The 19493-nt window shown below is 46.8% G+C and carries 18 protein-coding genes; 11 read left to right on the forward strand and 7 right to left on the reverse strand.

What is annotated here, in order from left to right:
* Positions 1–47 precede the first annotated feature (47 nt).
* The gene (locus JT717_RS06295) at positions 48–836 is read left to right on the forward strand and encodes a TerC family protein (RefSeq protein WP_205509352.1); all 789 of its coding nucleotides are present in this window, start codon (positions 48–50) and stop codon (positions 834–836) included.
* 300 nt (positions 837–1136) lie between these two features.
* On the opposite strand, the gene JT717_RS06300 is transcribed toward JT717_RS06295, so the two are convergent.
* Both JT717_RS06300 and dnaB read right to left on the reverse strand, forming a co-directional pair.
* Complete coding sequence (locus tag JT717_RS06300) at positions 1137–1865, reverse strand: RsmE family RNA methyltransferase (protein WP_205509353.1); 729 nt, start codon at positions 1863–1865, stop codon at positions 1137–1139.
* A gap of 102 nt (positions 1866–1967) precedes the next feature.
* Positions 1968–3551 carry a replicative DNA helicase gene (gene dnaB, locus JT717_RS06305; RefSeq protein ID WP_205509354.1) on the reverse strand — a complete coding sequence of 528 codons (1584 nt, stop codon included), beginning with the start codon at positions 3549–3551 and terminating at the stop codon, positions 1968–1970.
* Between the two features lie 438 nt (positions 3552–3989).
* Here dnaB and JT717_RS06310 point away from each other — a divergent pair, with 438 nt between their 5' ends.
* From JT717_RS06310 to JT717_RS06325, 4 genes are all read left to right on the forward strand, one after another.
* Positions 3990–4232 (forward strand): hypothetical protein, encoded by a 243-nt coding sequence (locus JT717_RS06310; RefSeq protein WP_205509355.1) that lies wholly within the window; start codon positions 3990–3992, stop codon positions 4230–4232.
* 54 nt (positions 4233–4286) lie between these two features.
* The gene (locus JT717_RS06315) at positions 4287–4535 is read left to right on the forward strand and encodes a hypothetical protein (protein ID WP_205509356.1); all 249 of its coding nucleotides are present in this window, start codon (positions 4287–4289) and stop codon (positions 4533–4535) included.
* A 179-nt stretch (positions 4536–4714) separates the two neighbouring features.
* Entirely contained in the window at positions 4715–7147 is a 2433-nt protein-coding gene (gene pheT / locus JT717_RS06320) for a phenylalanine--tRNA ligase subunit beta (RefSeq protein ID WP_205509357.1), read from the forward strand.
* 32 nt (positions 7148–7179) lie between these two features.
* Positions 7180–7467, forward strand: a complete 288-nt coding sequence (locus tag JT717_RS06325; RefSeq protein ID WP_205509358.1) for a hypothetical protein — start codon at positions 7180–7182, stop codon at positions 7465–7467.
* A gap of 5 nt (positions 7468–7472) precedes the next feature.
* Here JT717_RS06325 and JT717_RS06330 read toward each other — a convergent pair whose 3' ends face one another.
* Complete coding sequence (locus tag JT717_RS06330) at positions 7473–7727, reverse strand: hypothetical protein (protein ID WP_205509359.1); 255 nt, start codon at positions 7725–7727, stop codon at positions 7473–7475.
* A 140-nt stretch (positions 7728–7867) separates the two neighbouring features.
* Between JT717_RS06330 and JT717_RS06335 the strand changes: the two genes are divergently transcribed.
* The 6 genes from JT717_RS06335 to JT717_RS06360 all read left to right on the forward strand — a co-directional run bounded on the left by JT717_RS06335 (position 7868) and on the right by JT717_RS06360 (position 13695).
* The gene (locus JT717_RS06335) at positions 7868–8158 is read left to right on the forward strand and encodes a cell division protein ZapA (RefSeq protein ID WP_205509360.1); all 291 of its coding nucleotides are present in this window, start codon (positions 7868–7870) and stop codon (positions 8156–8158) included.
* Positions 8159–8496: 338 nt separating this feature from the next.
* Complete coding sequence (gene rny / locus JT717_RS06340) at positions 8497–10050, forward strand: ribonuclease Y (RefSeq protein ID WP_240347861.1); 1554 nt, start codon at positions 8497–8499, stop codon at positions 10048–10050.
* Between the two features lie 92 nt (positions 10051–10142).
* Entirely contained in the window at positions 10143–10520 is a 378-nt protein-coding gene (gene rplS, locus JT717_RS06345; RefSeq protein ID WP_205509362.1) for a 50S ribosomal protein L19, read from the forward strand.
* A gap of 183 nt (positions 10521–10703) precedes the next feature.
* The gene (locus tag JT717_RS06350; RefSeq protein ID WP_240347862.1) at positions 10704–10943 is read left to right on the forward strand and encodes a Sec-independent protein translocase subunit TatA/TatB; all 240 of its coding nucleotides are present in this window, start codon (positions 10704–10706) and stop codon (positions 10941–10943) included.
* 66 nt (positions 10944–11009) lie between these two features.
* Positions 11010–12455 (forward strand): Asp-tRNA(Asn)/Glu-tRNA(Gln) amidotransferase subunit GatA, encoded by a 1446-nt coding sequence (gene gatA, locus JT717_RS06355; RefSeq protein WP_205509363.1) that lies wholly within the window; start codon positions 11010–11012, stop codon positions 12453–12455.
* 148 nt (positions 12456–12603) lie between these two features.
* On the forward strand, positions 12604–13695 hold the full coding sequence (locus tag JT717_RS06360; RefSeq protein ID WP_205509364.1) for a lytic transglycosylase domain-containing protein: 1092 nt from the start codon (positions 12604–12606) through the stop codon (positions 13693–13695).
* Between the two features lie 54 nt (positions 13696–13749).
* Here the strand turns inward: JT717_RS06360 and JT717_RS06365 are convergent, their stop codons facing one another.
* The 4 genes from JT717_RS06365 to JT717_RS06380 form a co-directional block, all read right to left on the reverse strand.
* Positions 13750–14985 carry an anthranilate synthase component I family protein gene (locus JT717_RS06365; RefSeq protein ID WP_240347863.1) on the reverse strand — a complete coding sequence of 412 codons (1236 nt, stop codon included), beginning with the start codon at positions 14983–14985 and terminating at the stop codon, positions 13750–13752.
* A gap of 92 nt (positions 14986–15077) precedes the next feature.
* Positions 15078–15539 (reverse strand): hypothetical protein, encoded by a 462-nt coding sequence (locus JT717_RS06370; protein WP_205509366.1) that lies wholly within the window; start codon positions 15537–15539, stop codon positions 15078–15080.
* Between the two features lie 94 nt (positions 15540–15633).
* Positions 15634–16899, reverse strand: coding sequence for an adenylosuccinate synthase (locus JT717_RS06375; protein WP_205509367.1), 1266 nt, complete (start codon positions 16897–16899; stop codon positions 15634–15636).
* A gap of 322 nt (positions 16900–17221) precedes the next feature.
* A complete protein-coding gene (locus tag JT717_RS06380) occupies positions 17222–19450 on the reverse strand; it encodes a RelA/SpoT family protein (protein WP_205509368.1) in 2229 nt (742 codons plus the stop codon).
* Positions 19451–19493 lie beyond the last annotated feature (43 nt).

The following is a 19493-nucleotide window of genomic DNA, read 5'->3' on the forward strand; positions in this document are numbered from 1 at the left end:
TTGGTTTTTCGCCTTATTTTTGCCCTTCATTTTTATTACCGACCAACATGCAAGAATTATTAACTGTAGACGGATTAATCAGCTTACTTACCCTAACGGTACTCGAAATTGTATTAGGTATCGATAACGTGATCTTCGTGTCGATATTAATGGGCCGCCTCGATAAAAATCAACAAACGAAAGCCCGCCGTACCTGGATGATCGCCGGTATTGCCGTGCGCGTTTGTTTATTAATGGGTATCGGCTGGTTGGTAAAGAACGGGAATGCCCGGCTGTTCGGTTTCGAATTCAGGGGGCACGACGCTGCTTTTACCCTGCGCAACCTCATTATGCTGGCCGGAGGTTTGTTCCTATTGTATAAAACAGTAAAAGAGATCCATCATAAACTGGAAGGCGATGAAGAAATGTATGAAGGCAGCCCGCGTAAGTCATCTTTTGCCGCGGTAATGGCCCAGATCATTATTATTGATATGGTATTTTCTTTCGACAGTATCATTACGGCGGTGGGTCTTGCCCAGCATGTACCGGTGATGATAACGGCCGTTATCATTGCCATGATCATCATGTTCTTCTTTTCTGATAAAATTGCCAATTTCATCCATAAGCATCCCACGCTTAAAATGCTGGCGCTGTCATTTCTGTTAATGGTTGGCTTCAGCCTCTTCTTTGAAGGCCTGGAACCTATACACGAAAGCCATATACAAAAAGGTTATATCTATTTCGCGATGGCCTTTTCGTTTGGCGTTGAATTGCTGAATATGTGGATGCGCAAAAAATCAAAACCGGTGCAGCTGCACGAACCCATCGTTAAAAAGGAAGAACAGAAATCGATATAACCATAAGCAATTGACAACAGGCAATAAGCAGATCATCTTCGCTTATTGCCTGTTTCTTTTATATCAACACTGCTGTCTGGTTATGAAGTGGAAGATTGCCAATTGCCCATTGCGAACTGCCCATCGCCCCATTGCCCATTATGTATTGTTAATGCTCCTTTTAAGGGCCGGGGTTATTGCTCTCTGCTAACTGCCAACTGCCCATTGCCAACTGTGTATTGTTAACGCTCCTTTTAAAAGGCTGGGGTATTGCGAACTGCTAACTGCCCCTTGCCAACTGCCTATTTTAAGGCCGTGGTATTATTGCTCGGGGGTTATTGTTTTCAACAACACAGCCGCTACCATGCCGGCCGTTTCACTGCGCAGGCGGGTATCGCCCAGGCTTACCGGCATAAAATAGTGATCCGTTGCAAAAGTCACTTCTTCGGGTGTAAAATCGCCTTCAGGGCCAATTAAGATAATTTGAGAAGGAAGAGAAGCATTTACCAGCGCTGCCAGGTTTTGCTTGGAGCCGGGCATACAATGCGCTATGAACTTTTGCGAGGTAGCAATAACTTCTTCCTGCCTGAGTAACTGCCCGAACCCCACCGGCTGATGTAAAACAGGCAGCCATGCCTGTTGTGATTGCAGCATGGCGCTCACGAGGATCTGTTGCATCCGGTCGAACCGGAAATGTTCTTTTTCGGTTCTGTCGCAGATCAAAGGTATGATCTCGCTAATGCCGATCTCGGTCGCTTTCTCGAGGAACCATTCAAAACGGCTGCTGTTTTTTATCAGCGAAATGGCGATGCTGGTTTTACGGTTGGCGGGTGCTACAAACTGTTCTTTCAATACGGTTACACGGCACCGCTTTTTATGATCATCTGTAATGGCGGTAACTAACAAAAAGCCTTTACCATCGGTCAAATGCAGCTGTTCGCCTTTTTTCATGCGCAATACGTTCACCACATGTTTTGACGTGTCTTCATCCAGTTCAATGTCCGGCTGGCCGGTTATTACATCCGAAATATAAAAAAGCGGCAGGTTCATGATCGGTTCTTTGCTGCAAAGTAATGCATATTATGTACCATCTAACTAACAAAAAGCCCCGGCGGTATCGTCGGGGCTTCTGATAAAAAAGACAATATTGAATTAAAACGGGGCCTCGTCATCATCACCGAACGGCATATCGTTCATTTTGCTGCCGGCCTGGATGTACAGCCTGGCTCCATCATCGCCACCTGCGCCGGCACTGCCGCCGCCATCAGGTACCGGTTTCCAGCTTCCGCCACCCATGCCCAGGCCACTGAAATCGTCACCTTCAAACTCAACAAATTTTTGAATATGCAACTGGGCCTTCAGCTTAATGGTTTCCAGCGAACCGTTACGGTGTTTGGCTATACGCACATGGGTTTCCCCTTTATTGCTTTCTCCCATTTCATTGGAAGTAATGTCATAGTATTCGGGCCGGTAAATAAACATTACCATATCGGCATCCTGCTCAATGGCGCCCGATTCACGAAGGTCACTCAGCTGCGGCATTTTATTTCCGTCTTTACGCGTTTCCACCGCACGGCTTAACTGCGACAAAGCTATGATGGGAACCATCAACTCCTTCGCCAGCATTTTTAAGTTCCGTGAAATGGTACTGATCTCCTGCTCACGATTCGTGTTCTTACCGTTGCCCACGCCGCTCATCAGCTGTAAGTAATCGATGATGATAAGGCCGATATTGTGTTTGGTCTTCAAACGGCGGCATTTCGCACGCAGCTCGAATACGTTCAGGGCCGCCGTATCGTCGATAAAGATGGGCGCCTGCGCAAGTTTTTGAATACCCTTGGCGTACAACTGCTTCATCTCATAATCTTCCATCTTACCACGCGAGATCTTCTCGAGCCACACTTCACTTTCAGCGCTCAGGATACGTGTTACCAGCTGCGCCGAGCTCATTTCAAGGCTGAAGAAAACGATGGGGGTTGGACGAACCGTATTCAATGCCGCATTACGGGCCAGGTTAAGGGCAAATGCCGTTTTACCCACGGCCGGGCGTGCAGCCAGGATGATGAGATCGGAACCCTGCCATCCATAGGTTACTTTATCAAGGGAAGGGAAACCGCTTGGCACCCCGGTAATATCATCGGTACGGTGACGCATATCTTCGATCCGCTGTACGGTTTGCACCAGTACGGTATCGATACTGTCGTAGTTCTTCTTCATGTGGTTGTTCGTGATCTCGAACAGCTTCGCTTCGGCATCGTCGAGCAGGTCGAACACATCGGCACTGTCTTCATAAGCGTCACTAATGATCTCACCACTGATCCGGATCAACTCGCGCTGAATGAATTTTTGCAAAATGATCTTTGCATGCGCTTCTATATTGGCTGAAGAAACAACTGAATTGGTTAAACGGGTTACGTAATAAGGACCACCTACCATTTCCAGCTCTTCTTTGCTGCGCAGTTCTTCCACCACCGTTAAGATGTCTATCGGCTGGCTTTTCTGCTGCAGGCTGAGCATAGCCCGGTAAATGCGTTGATGGGCGTCTACATAAAAGCATTCGGCTTTCAAAATTTCCACGGCTACGTCAAAGGCAGATTTTTCGAGCATGATAGCGCCAAGTACGGCTTCTTCCAGGTCTTTTGCCTGCGGGGGTACTTTACCGTACACCATCGTGCTCAGGTCAATTGAACTGCGTCGGCGCTGTTTTCGGTCTTTGTTCAGATTTGTTAAATCCATCGTTAACGGTCTACAAAAATTTTAACCATTGGTTTGAAAAAAATAAAAAATTGGATATCTCATGGTGCTGAAGTGTTTCTGATGTGCGGAGCCACTTCTGATTTATACTGCCAACCAATGACGCATTGGGTCGTTTAAGGCTAAGGTTTGTTACGGGAATATTATTGCACTGTTACCGCAATGTTACCCCTATTAGGTCAGGACGGCGAATATATACCCCTCTCAATTCCGGAAAAAAGAATTGCTGTTCTATAATTAATAACAACAATCCACACACCAATCCACGAAATTAGGGCACTTATCCCCAAGTTCCCGCCTATATATACACAATTTACAAAAGTTTGCCACCCTTGTTCAAACGAAATTCACACATCATGTGTGTAAGAATTATGCCCTGAATATTTGGAGATGACAGCGGGAAAATAAGATGCAAGCGGGATGGGAATTTCCGAAATCCGGTTAGTGAAAACGCTTACCAGTACAGCATTTTCCAGTTATGGGATAAATGAAACTGTGACTGACCGGTCCTTCCAGCGCCCCACCAACCCTGAAGTTCGCCACCCATGCACTTTCCAGCCCGGTTTTTTCAACCAATGGCATAAAATTGGCGTATACAGTAAAGAAGGAACCGGGATAAAAGAACGTCAAACCGGAGATCAAAACAAAAAGATGATGTTCTAATATCAAATTTAACCGGAGTACCGTAAATTAGATTCTTTAATATTAAATCAGACCATGCGCGTATACCAGTTGCGGCATTATGAGGTAATGATGCCTGAAGAAAATAGCAAAGAAGCACAGCACCTGCTGTACTACGAACGGCTTTGTTACGACCTGCTCACCGCCCATGCGATCAGCTTCTCGCGCGCTGTTGAGGTCATGAAACTGAAATACGGCCGTATTGAACAACGCCCCGGCCGCATTCACCGCATTTTAAGCGCCACAGAGATCCCTGCTTTCTGTTTTATTGTTTGTAAGAATTGATCACTCCTCCTGCTTACCCCCCGTCTGGCCATCCTTCCGCCCGGCCTGCACTGCCTTCCCCAACTGTCTTCACCTGAAAACATTGAACTACAATTGCAAACCGGCAACTGTGCACTTTGAACTTTGAACTAACCTATCTTTGCCACCATCGTTAAATTATAAAATTTATAGACTGATCCATGACTATTTCCTATAATTGGTTGCACGATTATTTACCCGTAACCATTGATCCAGAACGGCTTAGTAAATTATTGACCTCCGTGGGCCTGGAAGTTGAAAGCCTGGAGCGCCACGAAAGCCTGAAAGGCGGCTTGCAGGGACTGGTGATCGGGGAAGTGCTGGCGGCCGAAAAACACCCTAACGCCGATAAATTAACCGTTACCAAAGTAAATACCGGTTCGGGAGATCCCCTGCAAATTGTTTGTGGCGCCCCGAATGTAGCAGCTGGTCAAAAAGTCGTAGTAGCAACGGTAGGCACCACTATCTATCCTAAAAATGGCGATCCGCTGACCATGAAAATAGCCAAGATCCGCGGCGTTGAAAGCTATGGCATGATCTGCGCTGAAGATGAGATCGGCCTGAGCGACGACCATGCCGGTATCCTGGTATTACCCGCCGATGTAAAAGTGGGCACCCTCGCCGCTGATTATTTCAAACCATATACCGACTGGATCTATGAAATTGGTTTAACGCCGAACCGTATGGACGCCATGAGTCACCGCGGCGTAGCCCGGGATGTGTGCGCGTACCTGTCATACCATGACAATAAAGACCTGCAGGTAAACGCCCTGCCGGTGCACGGCTTTAGCGTAGAAAACAATTCCCTGCCCATTGAAGTAAACATCGAAAATACCAGTGCCTGCCAGCGTTACAGCGGTATAAGCATTTCGAACGTTACCGTAAAAGAAAGTCCCGAATGGCTGCAGAATAAGTTGCGGGCGATCGGTCAGCGGCCAATTAATAATATCGTAGATATTACCAACTATATCCTGCACGAGACCGGTCAACCCCTGCATGCTTTTAATGCCGATGCCATCACAGGCCGGAAAGTGCTGGTAAAGAACCTGCCCGAAGGCACGCCTTTTGTTACCCTCGACGAAAAAGAAAGAAAGGTAAATGCCGAAGACCTGATGATCTGTAACGGCAATAGCGAACCTATGTGTTTTGCCGGCGTTTTTGGCGGCCGGCACAGCGGCGTAACAGATACCACCAAAAATATCTTCCTGGAAAGCGCCTGGTTCAACCCGGTGGATATTCGCAAGACCTCTTTCCGCCACGGCATGCGTACCGATGCGGCTACCCGTTTTGAAAAGAATATCGATATCAGCAATACCGTAAATGTATTGAAGCGTGCCGCCCTCCTTATTAAGGAACTGGCCGGGGGCGAAATTGCGTCTGACATAATAGATGTATATCCCAACCCAACACCGCAACCGCAGGTTCAGCTGAAATACCAGTTCCTGCGAAAGCTCAGCGGCAAAAATTATCCGGCAGCAAGCGTTAAGAAGATCCTGCTCAGCCTTGGCTTCTCCATCATAAAGGAAAGCGCCGATGATATCCTGGTAACAGCACCTTACAGCAAACCCGACATTCACCTGCCGGCCGACATAGTGGAAGAGATCATGCGTATCGACGGGCTCGATAATATCGAGATCCCCAAGGCCATCACCATTTCACCTTCGGTAGAAACAGATCGTAACAAACATATTTACCGCGAGAAAACGGCCAATTACCTGGTGGGATTGGGCTTCAATGAGATCTTTACCAATTCCATTACCAACGCCGCCTATTTTAATGAAGAAGAACTGAGCACAACAGTTAAACTGCTGAACAACCTCAGCGCCGATCATAATATTATGCGCCCCTCCATGCTGCAAACCGGACTGGAAGCGATAGCGCATAACCTCAACCGCAAAAACAACGACCTGCGCTTTTTTGAATTTGGCAAAACCTACAGCACATCAGGGCCCGGAAAGTACAGCGAGCATGAACATGTATGCCTGTACATAACCGGCCAGGTGCAGGATGATGCCTGGAAAGGAAAAGGAACGGCAGCTGATATCTTTTACCTGAAAGGCATAGTGGCAAGGATATTGCAATTAACTGGCATCTCTAAAGCTGCCTTTGCCCCCGAAACAAGCGGCGGCAACCTGGTAAACGCCTTGCAGGTAACTATTAATAAAGATGTTATTGCGCGGCTGGGACAGGTGAAACCACAGGAAGGAAAACGTTTCGATATCAAGCAACCGGTTTTCTATGCCGATCTCGACTTCGAATTATTGCTGAAATACATCTCCGCCAACTCTATAAAAGCAAAAGAATTACCGCGCCAGCTGCCCGTACGCCGCGACCTGGCCATGGTAGTACCGAAATCCCTTCCCTTTGCTGAGGTTGAAAGCACGGTGAAAAAAGTGAAACTCGAGAAGTTACAGTCAATACAGCTGTTCGATATTTTTGAAAGTGAAAAGCTGGGGGCCGATAAAAAGTCCCTCGCAGTAAGCTTTACTTTCCTCGATGAGGAAAAGACCCCCACCGATAAAGATATTGACGGTATGATGAATAAAATTATGAATGCCCTGGAAACAACATTGCAGGCAGAGATCAGGAAATGATCCGCAGCAATGGCCAGGCTAAAATTTGTTCAATGGAGGGATTACAGGAACAACTAACACGGATCACAGAAAAATTGCAGCAGGTGGTGCATCGCTATCAGTTGCTGCAAAAAGAGCACGAGCAATTGAGCAGGGAGGTGACTGCGTTGCGTGAAAAAGAGAAAGCCAGGCTGATACGTATTGACGAGCTGGAGATGAAAATGACAGCACTGCAAACCGTAACGGGACAACTGAATGAACCGGAAAAGAAAGAGGTGGAAAAAAGGATCAACCGTTACATCCGGGAAATTGACCGGTGCATCGCTTTATTAAGTGAATAAGAGGTTCAAATCCTTTTAACGAGACGCATTTTCATTTCATCATTGCCCTGCGAGAGCTCGAGGGTATAAACACCATAAGGCAGGTCGTTCAGGCCTTTCCAGGTAACTGATTTATCACCCTGGGGAATATTGGTTTCGAACCGGCTGCATTCATAACCCCGTTCATCGCGTAAAATGGCTTTCAGGCTCGACTGGATGGGTGCGATGAACTCCAGTGTAAGCGCGTCGATGAAGACGTTCGACCTTAGTTTAGCGAACATGGTAATCGTTTGGTTTTGGTGAGTAATCATAGCATACGATAATTTGCATTATTACCATCCAAAACGATCCTTTTGAAGCCCGGAAGTATTCCTGATGTGTGTGAATAAAAATAGAACAAGCTTTTCAAAATTGCAAGCCCATGGAAGAATTAATTCCCATTAATGTTTTAATAGGCGACCGAACATACCGCATTCGTATAGCCCCTACCGATGAAGAAGTGGTACGAAAGACGCTGAAGTTGATCAACGACAAGATCCTGGAGTTTAAAACCACCTTTGCCGGCAAGGATATGCAGGATTATGTAGCCATGGTGGTTCTATGGTATGCCACCCAGCAAAAAGCCGGCGACAGCCAGCCCTTGGTAGATAACCAGACCTCCGAACAGTTACAGGCCATGGAGAAGTTGCTTGACAGGATGTTAGTTGATTGAGTCACCAGTTACCGGTTCCCGGTTCCCGGGCTCAATACCCGGGAAGCCAGATAATTATCAGCACTCCGGAACAGGTACCCGGCAACTGGCGACTGGTAACCGGTGACTGATCCTTAGATCCCGGAACAAAAAATTTTGAAATACACGCCGTAACAAAGACACACTCAAATAACCAAATTCCCCATCTACAAACAACTGACTTCAAAATGCTTGCAGCGCTGCTGCCTCTTTTTTTGTATTTTCGCACATTCACATCTCACTATGGTAAACCCGAGACACATAGAGAGGGAGAGACAATGTAGAATTCTTTAAACATGTAAAACACAATGGATCAGAGTATGTTAACCGCTATAATAGGATTAGTGGCGCTACTGGCAGGCATAGTAGCGGGCAAATTCATATTTGCCAAAAACACTAAGCAAAAAATTGAAGAGGCCGAAAATCAGGCCCGCAAGATCGTCGCCGACGCGCAAACGAATGCCGAAACCATCAAACAACAAAAACAGCTCGAAGCAAAAGAGAAGTTCCTGGCCCTGAAAGCCGAGCACGACAAAGAGGTGATGGAACGCAACCGCAAACTTAGTGAAGTCGAGAACCGCGCCCGCCAGAAAGAACAATCCATCAACCAGAAAGAAAGCCAGCTCGATAAGCAGATCAAGGAAAATGAAGCGATCAAAGATAACCTCAACCGGCAGATAGAAGTAGTAAGCCTGAAGCGCACCGAACTCGAAAAACACCAGGAAGAACATATCCGCCGGCTCGAAAAGATCGCTGGTTTAACTGCAGATGAGGCTAAGAAACAACTGGTTGAGAGCTTAAAACAGGAAGCCCACACCCAGGCCCTGGCCCTGCAGCAGGAAATTGTAGATGATGCCCGCCAGAAAGCGAATAAAGAAGCCCGCAAGATCATCATTCAAACCATCCAGCGCACCGCCGCTGAGCAGGCGATCGAAAACTCCATCACTGTTTTCAACCTCGAAAGCGATGAAATAAAAGGCCAGATCATCGGTCGTGAAGGCCGTAACATCCGCGCCATTGAAGCCGCAACCGGTGTTGACCTCATCGTTGATGATACCCCGGAAGCGATCATCCTTTCATCTTTCGACCCCCTTCGCCGGGAAATTGCCCGCTTAAGTCTGCAACGACTGGTGGCTGACGGCCGTATTCACCCGGCCCGTATTGAAGAAGTGGTTGAAAAGACCCGCCGTCAGATCGAAGAACAGGTAGTGGAAATAGGCGAACGTACGGTCATCGAATTGGGGATCCACGGTTTACACAAAGAGCTGGTGCGGATCGTAGGTAAAATGCGTTTCCGTTCTTCGTACGGACAAAACCTGCTAATGCACAGCCGTGAAGTAGCTAATCTTTGCGGTATCATGGCGGCAGAACTGGGTCTGAACCCCAAACTGGCCAAACGCGCCGGCTTATTACACGATATTGGTAAGGTACCTGATGAAGAATCAGAACTGAGTCACGCCCTGCTGGGAGCCAAACTGGCTGAAAAATATGGCGAGAACCCCGCTGTTGTGAATGCCATCGGCGCCCACCACGATGAAATGGAAATGCAGTATGTGATCTCTCCGATCGTACAGGCCTGTGACGCCATCAGCGGCGCCCGCCCCGGTGCGCGCAGGGAGATCATGCAGCAATACTTACAAAGGATCAAGGAGCTCGAAAACCTGGCCCTGAGCTACCAGGGAGTTGAAAAAGCCTACGCCATTCAGGCGGGCCGCGAACTGCGCGTCATTGTAGAAGCAGAAAAGGTGACCGATAACGACTCAGACAAGCTTTCTTTTGATATTGCCCAGAAAATTCAGACCGAAATGACCTACCCCGGGCAGATCAAAGTGACCGTGATCAGGGAGAAAAGAGCCGTAAATGTGGCCAAGTAATAAAAAAATGCAGTAAAACCGGGTGGTTTCGGAAATTAAAAATGATTAATTCGATTTTTTAATTAACTTTGCCTCCCCAAAATTTGAATGTCATGAATGCAGCAGTTCAATTTGTACATGAGCAGTTGACAGGAAAAAAAGAGTTCCCGAAATTTAAAGCGGGTGACAATATAACTGTGAACTATAAGATCATCGAAGGTGGTAAAGAGCGTATCCAAAGCTTTCGTGGCGATGTAATTAAACGCCAGGGACAAGGTGGTACTGCTACATTTACTGTACGTAAGATCTCCGATGGTGTAGGTGTTGAAAGAACATTCCCCATTTATTCGCCCAATATCGAATCTATTGAGCTGAATAAAACAGGTCTGGTTCGTCGTGCAAAACTTTACTTCCTGCGTGAACGCAGCGGTAAGAGCGCCAGAATTAAAGAAAAACGCGTTAACACAACAGCTACTGCGGTGGCTCAATAACCACCTGTACATAAAACTATTTAAAGCGGGATCAGTAGATTCCGCTTTTTTATTAACTGCTTTGTTAAGCATCGGCAAAAAGGCCTTTTTTACCGTTAGGTTCATGTAATTTGCGTTGTAAATTCGCGTTTTACGTTCTAAAAGAGCGTAATTTTGTATTCCTAACTATTTAAAAAGTTTATCATGTTAAGTATTGTAAACCTGTTGTTCATCTCAATGCCTGGTGGTAGTGAGTGGTTGCTGATCGTGCTCGCGGTCTTGGTTTTGTTCGGTGGACGTAAAATTCCTGAATTCATGCGCGGTATCGGCCGTGGGATCAGAGAATTCAACGATGCCAAGAACAACGTGAAAAAAGAGATCGAGGACGGCATCAACGAAAAGGACAGCAAACAAACACAGGCTTCCTCTTCTTCTGCCCGCTAATTCCAAGACCTTACATATCTTTTTCCTCTAACCGGTTTGTGTATTCAGGCCGGTAACAACCAACTCTTGTTTAAGTATCATTCAATAGCGCAATATCACCAGGACCTGCTTACCGGCACTACATCATGTGTGGGAGCGGTTCAATATTACCTGCAGCAGATAGATGCCCGCAAGCACCTGAATGCCTATGTAAATACCTATGGTGAAGAAGCGCTGGAACGCGCAGCAGCACTCGATGCAAGCCGGAAAGCCGGAAAACCAACCGGTAAACTGCATGGCGTAGTGATCGCATTGAAAGATGTAATTGCCTACAAAGACCATCCGCTTACAGCCGCGTCGAAGATACTTGAAGGATTCAAACCTGTTTTTAACGCAACAGCCGTTGAAAGATTACTGGCCGAAGAGGCCATTATTATAGGTCACACCAACTGCGATGAGTTTGCCATGGGTTCTACCAATGAAAACTCATCGTATGGTAAGGTGTTAAATGCGCTGGATGAAACCAGGGTACCCGGGGGCTCCTCCGGCGGTTCTGCCGTTGCCGTTCAGGCCGGGCTCTGTATGGTTAGCCTCGGCAGCGATACAGGCGGTTCGGTTCGCCAGCCGGCCGATTTCTGCGGCGTGGTAGGGCTTAAACCCACTTATGGCCGCATTTCGCGCCATGGCCTCATTGCCTACGCCTCCTCCTTCGACCAAATAGGCATCTTTGCCGCCAATGTGCCCGATGTGGCCCTGGTTCTTGAAGTAATTGCGGGCGCTGATGATTTCGACAGCACCGGCGCACAGCAGCCCGTAGACGCCTATAGCAACCTGAGCGCCTTACCCCGCAAGCCGCTGCGCATCGCCTACTTCAAAGAGGCGCTCGACAGCCCGGCCCTCGATAAAGAGATCCGCGCCTCCATCCTGGAGTTCACTGAAAAATTGCAGGCCGACGGACATACGGTTGAACCTGTAGATTTCGAATACCTCGATTTCATCGTTCCTGCCTATTATATTTTAACCACTGCAGAGGCCTCTTCGAACCTCTCGCGCTATGATGGGGTAAAATATGGGCAGCGTAATAGGGCGAAAAACATTTCTTTAACAGATTTTTATTGTGCCACCCGGTCAGCCGGATTCGGCTGGGAAGTGAAAAGACGCATCATGCTGGGAACCTTCGTTTTAAGCGCAGGTTACTACGATGCCTATTTCACCAAGGCACAACAGGTACGCAAATTATTAGTAGATAAGATCAACCTGATCTTCAGCCAGTTCGATGCAATATTATTGCCTACCGCCCCCTCCACCGCCTTTACCATCGGCGAGAAGACGGAAGACCCTATTTCCATGTACCTGGCTGACATTTTTACAGTATTTTCAAACCTCACCGGTATTCCCACCATCTCAATCCCGCTTTTTTGGCACAGTAATGGTATGCCTTATGGCGTGCAGATTATGACGAACCAATTTTCCGAGTTATATTTGCTCCAGCTATCCCAGTTGTGGATGCAACAGTTCAGACATGCCGGCTAATGAAAAGCCTAAACCCTTCGACCCCCGGCTAAAATGTTGTCCTGTTACTCCAACAGATCCTAAGAAAACTGCATCCGATTCCATCCTGTAAAAACATTCGTTCAATCCATACCCCCGGGTCGATCATTCTTAGTTTTAACTAACGAAAATGAAACGAAAACTTTTTATTTCGGGTATTTTAGGCCTGGGATGGTTATGCATGGCATACAGCACTGACCACGGAATAGCAAAGAAAAGAGTGAAGAGTGAAAAGATGTTGAACCGTTTTGTTCTTTCGCAGCAATTCGAATTCCCTGGAAAAGCAGTTAATGACTCCGCAGACCCCCAGGAAGAAGACATAACCCACGCTTTTGAACTGGGTTACAACGCTTCCAATGGCATTCGGTTAAATCCACGCGCTATTCAATTCGTGCAGGATTACATGGAAAGAAATGGCGAAGACCTTCGTAAAATGAAGAGCTGGGCCACGCCGTATTTCAAGACAATAGATAATATTCTGTTGAAATACGGACTTCCTTCAGAATTAAAGTACCTCGCAGTTATTGAATCTGAATTGAAATCTACCGCCACCTCCTGGGCAGGCGCCGTAGGTCCCTGGCAACTCATGCCGCAAACCGCGCGTGACCTGGGCCTGAAGGTGAACCGCTCAGTTGATGAACGGAAGAGCTATACCAAAAGCACCCATGCGGCTGCTAAGTACCTGCGTGACCTGTACCGGGAATTTGGCGACTGGCTGCTGGTGATCGCTGCCTACAACGGCGGACCGGTGAATGTGTATAATGCTATCAGGAGAAGCCAGGGAAGCCGGAACTTTTGGAAGATCCAGAACTTTTTACCGGCTGAAACCCGCATGCACGTAAAGAAATTCATCGGCACGCATTATATCTTCGAAGGCCAGGGGAGCGTAACCACTCTTACCAAGGCCGAGGTGACCGAGCAGTTAGGAGTTACGGCCACGCACCTGATCAACCGGCGCTTAACCAGCGCCGAACTGGCCAATGCCAAAAGTATGGAGGTATCGGGGAAATATTATTCGGCAGCCATTATTAAGAACATTATGATGGACGCCGCAGAGTTTAACCGGTACAATCCCGATTTCGACGCTATTATGGCCAGTAACGACAATGCATACGAAATGAAATTGCCGGCCGATAAAATGGAACTTTTTATAGCTAATAAATATATTATCCTGAACGAGTCGGTTCAGTTGCTATTAAGCGGCGCTACAGTAATAAAATAGGTCCTTGAGCCACATATCACATCTCATACTATGCCATCCGCAAGGGTGGCATTTTTATTTATCACCCAAAACCTTTTTTATGGCAGCCGCCTTTAACAGGCATTCTTCATATTCCTTCGCAGGATCGCTGTAAAATGTAATGGCCGAACCGGCCTGGAAAGCGAGGTACTGGCTGGCAGCATTGTACATTATGCTGCGGATCACCACATTGAAATCAAAATCGCCTTCCGGGGTAATATACCCTAATGCGCCGGAGAAAATGCCGCGCCGGGTTTGTTCATATTGCTCAATCAGTTCCATGACCCTTCGCTTAGGCGCACCAGTCATAGAACCCATGGGGAATGTTGCTTTAATTGCTTCTATAAAATGAATATCGCTGCGCAGCTGTCCACTAACGGTCGAGATCATCTGATGCACCTGCGGAAAGCTGTAAATGCCAAACAATTCGTCTACCTGCACCGATGCTTCCTCGCAGATCTTCGACAGATCGTTGCGCACCAGGTCAACGATCATTACATTTTCTGAACGGTCTTTTGCACTATTATACAGATCCTCTTTATGTTTCACATCTTTGCGGGCATCATGCAGGTCACGCTGGGAAGTGCCCTTGATCGGCTGTGAATAAATGCGCCTTCCCTCCTTCTTAAGATAGCGCTCAGGACTGGCACAAAGCAGATACTGTTGTCCGCTTTTATAATAAGCGGCAAATGGATTGGGTGAAGTATCGCTTAATGAGCAGTAGACCTGCAAAGGATCAATGGTTACCGATGTGGCAAAGAATTCCTGGCAGAAATTGATCTCATAACAATCGCCCCGCAGAATATGCTGCTGTAATTGCCGGATGGTTTCAAGATAATCCGCTTTGCTGATGCGGTTGTTGATGGGTGTTGTTAATGCCTGCGCCATTGCCTCAAAGGGCTCAATTGCACAGATGGCTTGAAAAACAGTTTCATGCCGGCCACCGAATGTACCGATCAGCAGCGCATCTTCGCTTAGTTGCAGTAAAACTTCGGGAATAAAAAAACAAAGGTCCGGGAAACCAAGATGATCGGTATTGGAACTGGTAAGGCCTTCTGTTTCATTCTTGAGATCATAGCTTAGATGGCCAAAAAGCCAGTCGCGGTTTTGTTCATACAGCTGCTGCAACTGATCAAATGCAGTACCGGCCGCAGTTGCAAGGGTTTGTACAGCCCCTGCCGCAGCCATACATTCAAAGCTATGATGCGGTAAATGATAATGTTGGTTGTCGAGAAAACAACAAATGTTGAACTGGTTGGCCCAGCTCAACATTTGTAACTTGGTTCGCTGAAAATCAGCGATGGGAAATGATATGTATTGTCTGCGCACTGTGGAAACAGGGTGAGCAGTAAAAGAAGTAACCACTAAAAGTCCTCCTCGTCATCATCGAAGCCGCGGTCGTTGAAGAGGTCAAGGTCTTTGAATTCATCATCAATGCCAAGGTCGTCGTCATCGTCGCCGCCTTTGCCCTTTTTACCACTTCCGGTGCCACTACCACTAACTTTCTTTCCTTTTGATTTTGGTAAATCAAACTCTTCAAAGTCAGGGTCCCAGTCTTCTTCTTCCTCCGGCTTATCCCAATCATCTACTTCGTCATCCAGATCCTCGTCGTCATCGTCATCCTCGTCTTCATCGGATTTCTTAGAAGAAGCTTTGCCTGCTTTTTTTGCATTCTTCGGCGTTTCTAACTCATCATCTTCCATGTCTTCATCATCCTCATCTTCTTCTTTCTTAGGTTTTGATGAGGCTTTTTTCGGAGTTTCCTTAGAAGACTTTGGTGCAGAGTTTCCGCCGGTCTTTTTTTCCTTGTCAGATTTTGCTGCCATTGTCTGGTAAGATTGTGTTTGTAAAATTTCAGCGAAGTTTTTAATTCGCCAAATTTTTTAAATAATTTTTCAATCAAAAAATCCGAAGTGAAAACTACTGAATTTCTATCAATTGTTCACGCCCCGGACCATTTGAAATATAATTTATATTCACACCTAGATATGAATTTATAAACGATACATATTCATTCATAGTTGCCGGTAATTCCTTAGCCGATCTGAAGCTGTCAGTTGGGGTTTTCCAGCCCTTGAAGCTTTTCAACTCAGGGTTTATTTCCATCCTGGTCATCTGGAAAGGAATTTCAGCTGTTTTTTTACCACCTACGATGTAAGAGGTACATACTTTTAGTTCTTCAAAAGCGTCCAGCACGTCGGCCTTTGTCATAACCAGTTTCGTTACACCATTAACCATGCAGGCAAAACGCAACGCAACCAGATCGATCCAGCCACAACGGCGCGGACGGCCTGTAGTAGCGCCAAACTCATTGCCAATGCGACGAAGCTCTTCGCCGGTTTCATCGTGCAACTCGGTTGGGAACGGTCCACTACCTACGCGAGTGCAATACGCCTTGGTAACACCGATCACTTCCCTGATCTTTTGCGGCGCCACACCCAAACCGGTACATACGCCCGCAGAAATGGTATTGGAAGAAGTTACAAACGGGAAAGTACCAAAGTCAACATCGAGCATACTGCCCTGCGCACCTTCCGCCAAAACCTTTTTGCCCTGGCTTATTTTTTCATTGATGAAATATTCGCCATTCACGATCTTGAATTCTTTCATGAATTCAAGCGCTTCAAAGAACTCTTCTTCCCAGGCAGAAATATCTTCATGAAAGTTGAGACTGTCGAGCAGCTTTTGATGCTTCAGCCGCAGACGGATGTATTGCGTAGTAAAGCTTTTATCCAACAGATCGCCAACACGCAAACCATTACGCCCTGTTTTATCCATATAAGCCGGTCCAATGCCTTTTAAGGTAGAACCTATCTTATCGTTTCCTTTTGATAATTCAGAAGCTTTATCCAATGCACGGTGCGTAGGCAATATCAGGTGTGTTCTTTCTGATATGAACAGGTTTTTCCGGTAGTCGATACCAAAGGCTTTAACCGTTTCGCATTCTCTTTTTAATGTCACCGGATCAAGCACTACACCATTACCAATAAGATTCACTGTATTCTCGTGAAAAATACCGGAAGGAATTTGATGCAGCACAACTTTTTTATCGTTTACATATAACGTGTGGCCTGCATTGGGACCGCCCTGAAAACGGGCAATAAGATCATAACCGGGCGCAAAGTAATCAACGATCTTACCTTTGCCTTCATCGCCCCATTGAAGACCTAATAAAACATCAACCATTATTAATTTTTTGAATAATTTGTAGGAACGGGGGCAAAAATAGGTTAAAAACGCTAAGAGATTTTGAGATTTTGGGATTTTGAGATTTTGGTATTTTTCTTCTCTGCAAAACCCAAGATCAAAGTACCAATACCGCGCTGCCTAGGTATGTAGATCTCAGGTACTTCGAAATCTTGAATTATACCATCGAAGCTTTTGACCATATCTAAAATAGAACAATCGAAGCAGCAGATTTTGCGATTTATCTAAAAATCCCAAAATCATATATCCGCGAAATCAGAAATCACGAAATCAGAAATCCCGAAATCAGAATTCATAAATATTATTGCTGTTCCGTATCGTACCTGTCGACCGTTTCAATACCGGGCAGCTTTTTGAGCCGGTTCACCAGTTCGTCCAGCTCTTCCTTATCATGCACGTATACCCTGATATTTCCATGGAATAAACCTTCCCGCGCTTCAATGGTCATGGCGTTGATATTGATCTTCATTTCACCCGAGATGAGATTGGTGATCTTGTGAATTACCCCTACATCATCGAGCCCCACGATCTTCAAACCGGTGAGGAAGGAAATCTCCTTATTCTTTGCCCATTTGGTTTTTACCACCCGGTGCCCGTAGTTGGCCAACAACCGCGCGGCATTCGGGCAATTGGTGCGGTGTATGGTCAATCCCTTGCCGGTACTTACAAAACCAAACACGTCGTCGCCCGGAATGGGTTTACAACAGTTGGCCAGTGTGTACACGATCTTGTCGCTGCTTTCGCCGAAAATGATCAGTTCCGCATCTTTTTTAGGCAGGGCATGCGCCGGATCGTGCTTTATTTCCGGGCGGATTGGTTTGGGCGGTTCCAGTTTATCGCCCAGGACATGAAACTCGCTAAGTTCTTTCAGGTCGAGCGCCTTTACCGAGATCTGGTAATACAGATCAAGCGGCGAGGGTAATTTATAAAAAGAGGCCAGAATATCAACGTTATGCTGATTAAAGGCGGCGCCCATATTCTCCAGCTTACGCTGCAGCACGTATTTCCCATCATCGGCCACCTTTCTTTTTTCTTCCTTCAGCGCATCTTTGATCTTGCTTTTTGCCTTGGCGGTCACCACGATATTCAACCAGTCTTCGTTGGGCTTTTGCTTGGCGGAAGTAATGATCTCTACCTGGTCGCCGCTGCGCAGTTTATGGCTGATGGGAACCAGCTTGTGATTTATTTTGGCGCCAATACATTGAGAGCCCACCATACTGTGAATGGCAAAGGCGAAATCAAGCGCTGTACTGTCTACCGGCAGCATTTTCACATCGCCTTTCGGCGTATACACATATATTTCTTCCGCCAGGAAGCTGGTCTTGAAATCATGTAAGAAGTCGATGGAATCGCTGTCCTGGTTATTGAGCACTTCCCTGATCTGCTGGAACCATTTATCGAAGCGGCTTTCGTCGGCCGTACCCTCCTTATATTTCCAGTGGGCGGCCAGGCCTTTTTCGGCGATCTCGTTCATGCGGCGCGTACGCACCTGCACTTCCACCCATTTTCCCTGCGGCCCCATCACGGTGGTATGCAGGGCCTCGTAACCATTCGATTTCGGATTGCTCAACCAGTCGCGCAACCGTTCGGGCGAAGGCGTATATTCATCGGTGATCACTGAATACACTTTCCAGCAACCTTCTTTTTCCTGTTCAAGCGGGATGTTCAAAATGACCCGGATGGCAAAGAGGTCATATACTTCCTCGAAAGCCACCCCTTTCTTCTTCATCTTATTCCAAATGGAGTGTATGCTTTTCGGCCGGCCGTATATTTCAAATTCGTAGCCGGTTCTATCGAGCTTTTCTTTTATAGGCTTAATGAACTCATTGATATACCTCGACCGCTCGCGTTTTGTTTCCGCCAGTTTCCGGGCGATCTCTTTATAGGCTTCCGGTTCCAGGTATTTCATCGCCAGGTCTTCCAGCTCGGTTTTAATGGTGTACAAACCCATGCGATGGCTCAAAGGCGCATATACGTATACCGTCTCAGAAGAAATTTTAAGTTGCTTTTCCCGCTTCATGCTGTCGAGGGTACGCATGTTGTGCAGGCGGTCGGCCAGTTTGATCAGAATAACCCGGGGGTCATCCGTAAGGGTAAGCAATATTTTTTTGAAATTCTCCGCCTGCGCCGATGCATTGACGTCAATAATATTAGATATTTTCGTCAACCCATCCACAATGCGGGCTATTTCAGTACCGAATTCCCTTTCAATATCTTCCAGGGTTACATCGGTATCTTCAACAGTATCGTGTAAAAGGGAGCAAATGGTAGAACGTACGCCCAGGCCGATCTCTTCCACGCCAATGCGGGCAACGGCCAAAGGGTGAAGAATATAGGGCTCGCCGCTTTTCCGGCGCATGGTCTTATGCGCATCGGCAGCTATTTCAAAGGCACGGCGAAGCAATTCTTTATCGCCCGGTTTCAGTTTGGGTTTCAGAACGCGTAAGAGGGCCCGGTATTCCCGAAGGATCAGCTTCTTTTCCTGCTCTTCATTCAAATTATATTTCGGTATCGCTGCAACAGAATCCATAGTTAACGAATTTACGTAAAAATGCCCTATGTTTGCAACCCCA

Source organism: Longitalea arenae (genome assembly GCF_016924755.1).
GTDB classification, from domain to species: Bacteria; Bacteroidota; Bacteroidia; order Chitinophagales; family Chitinophagaceae; genus Niastella; species Niastella arenae.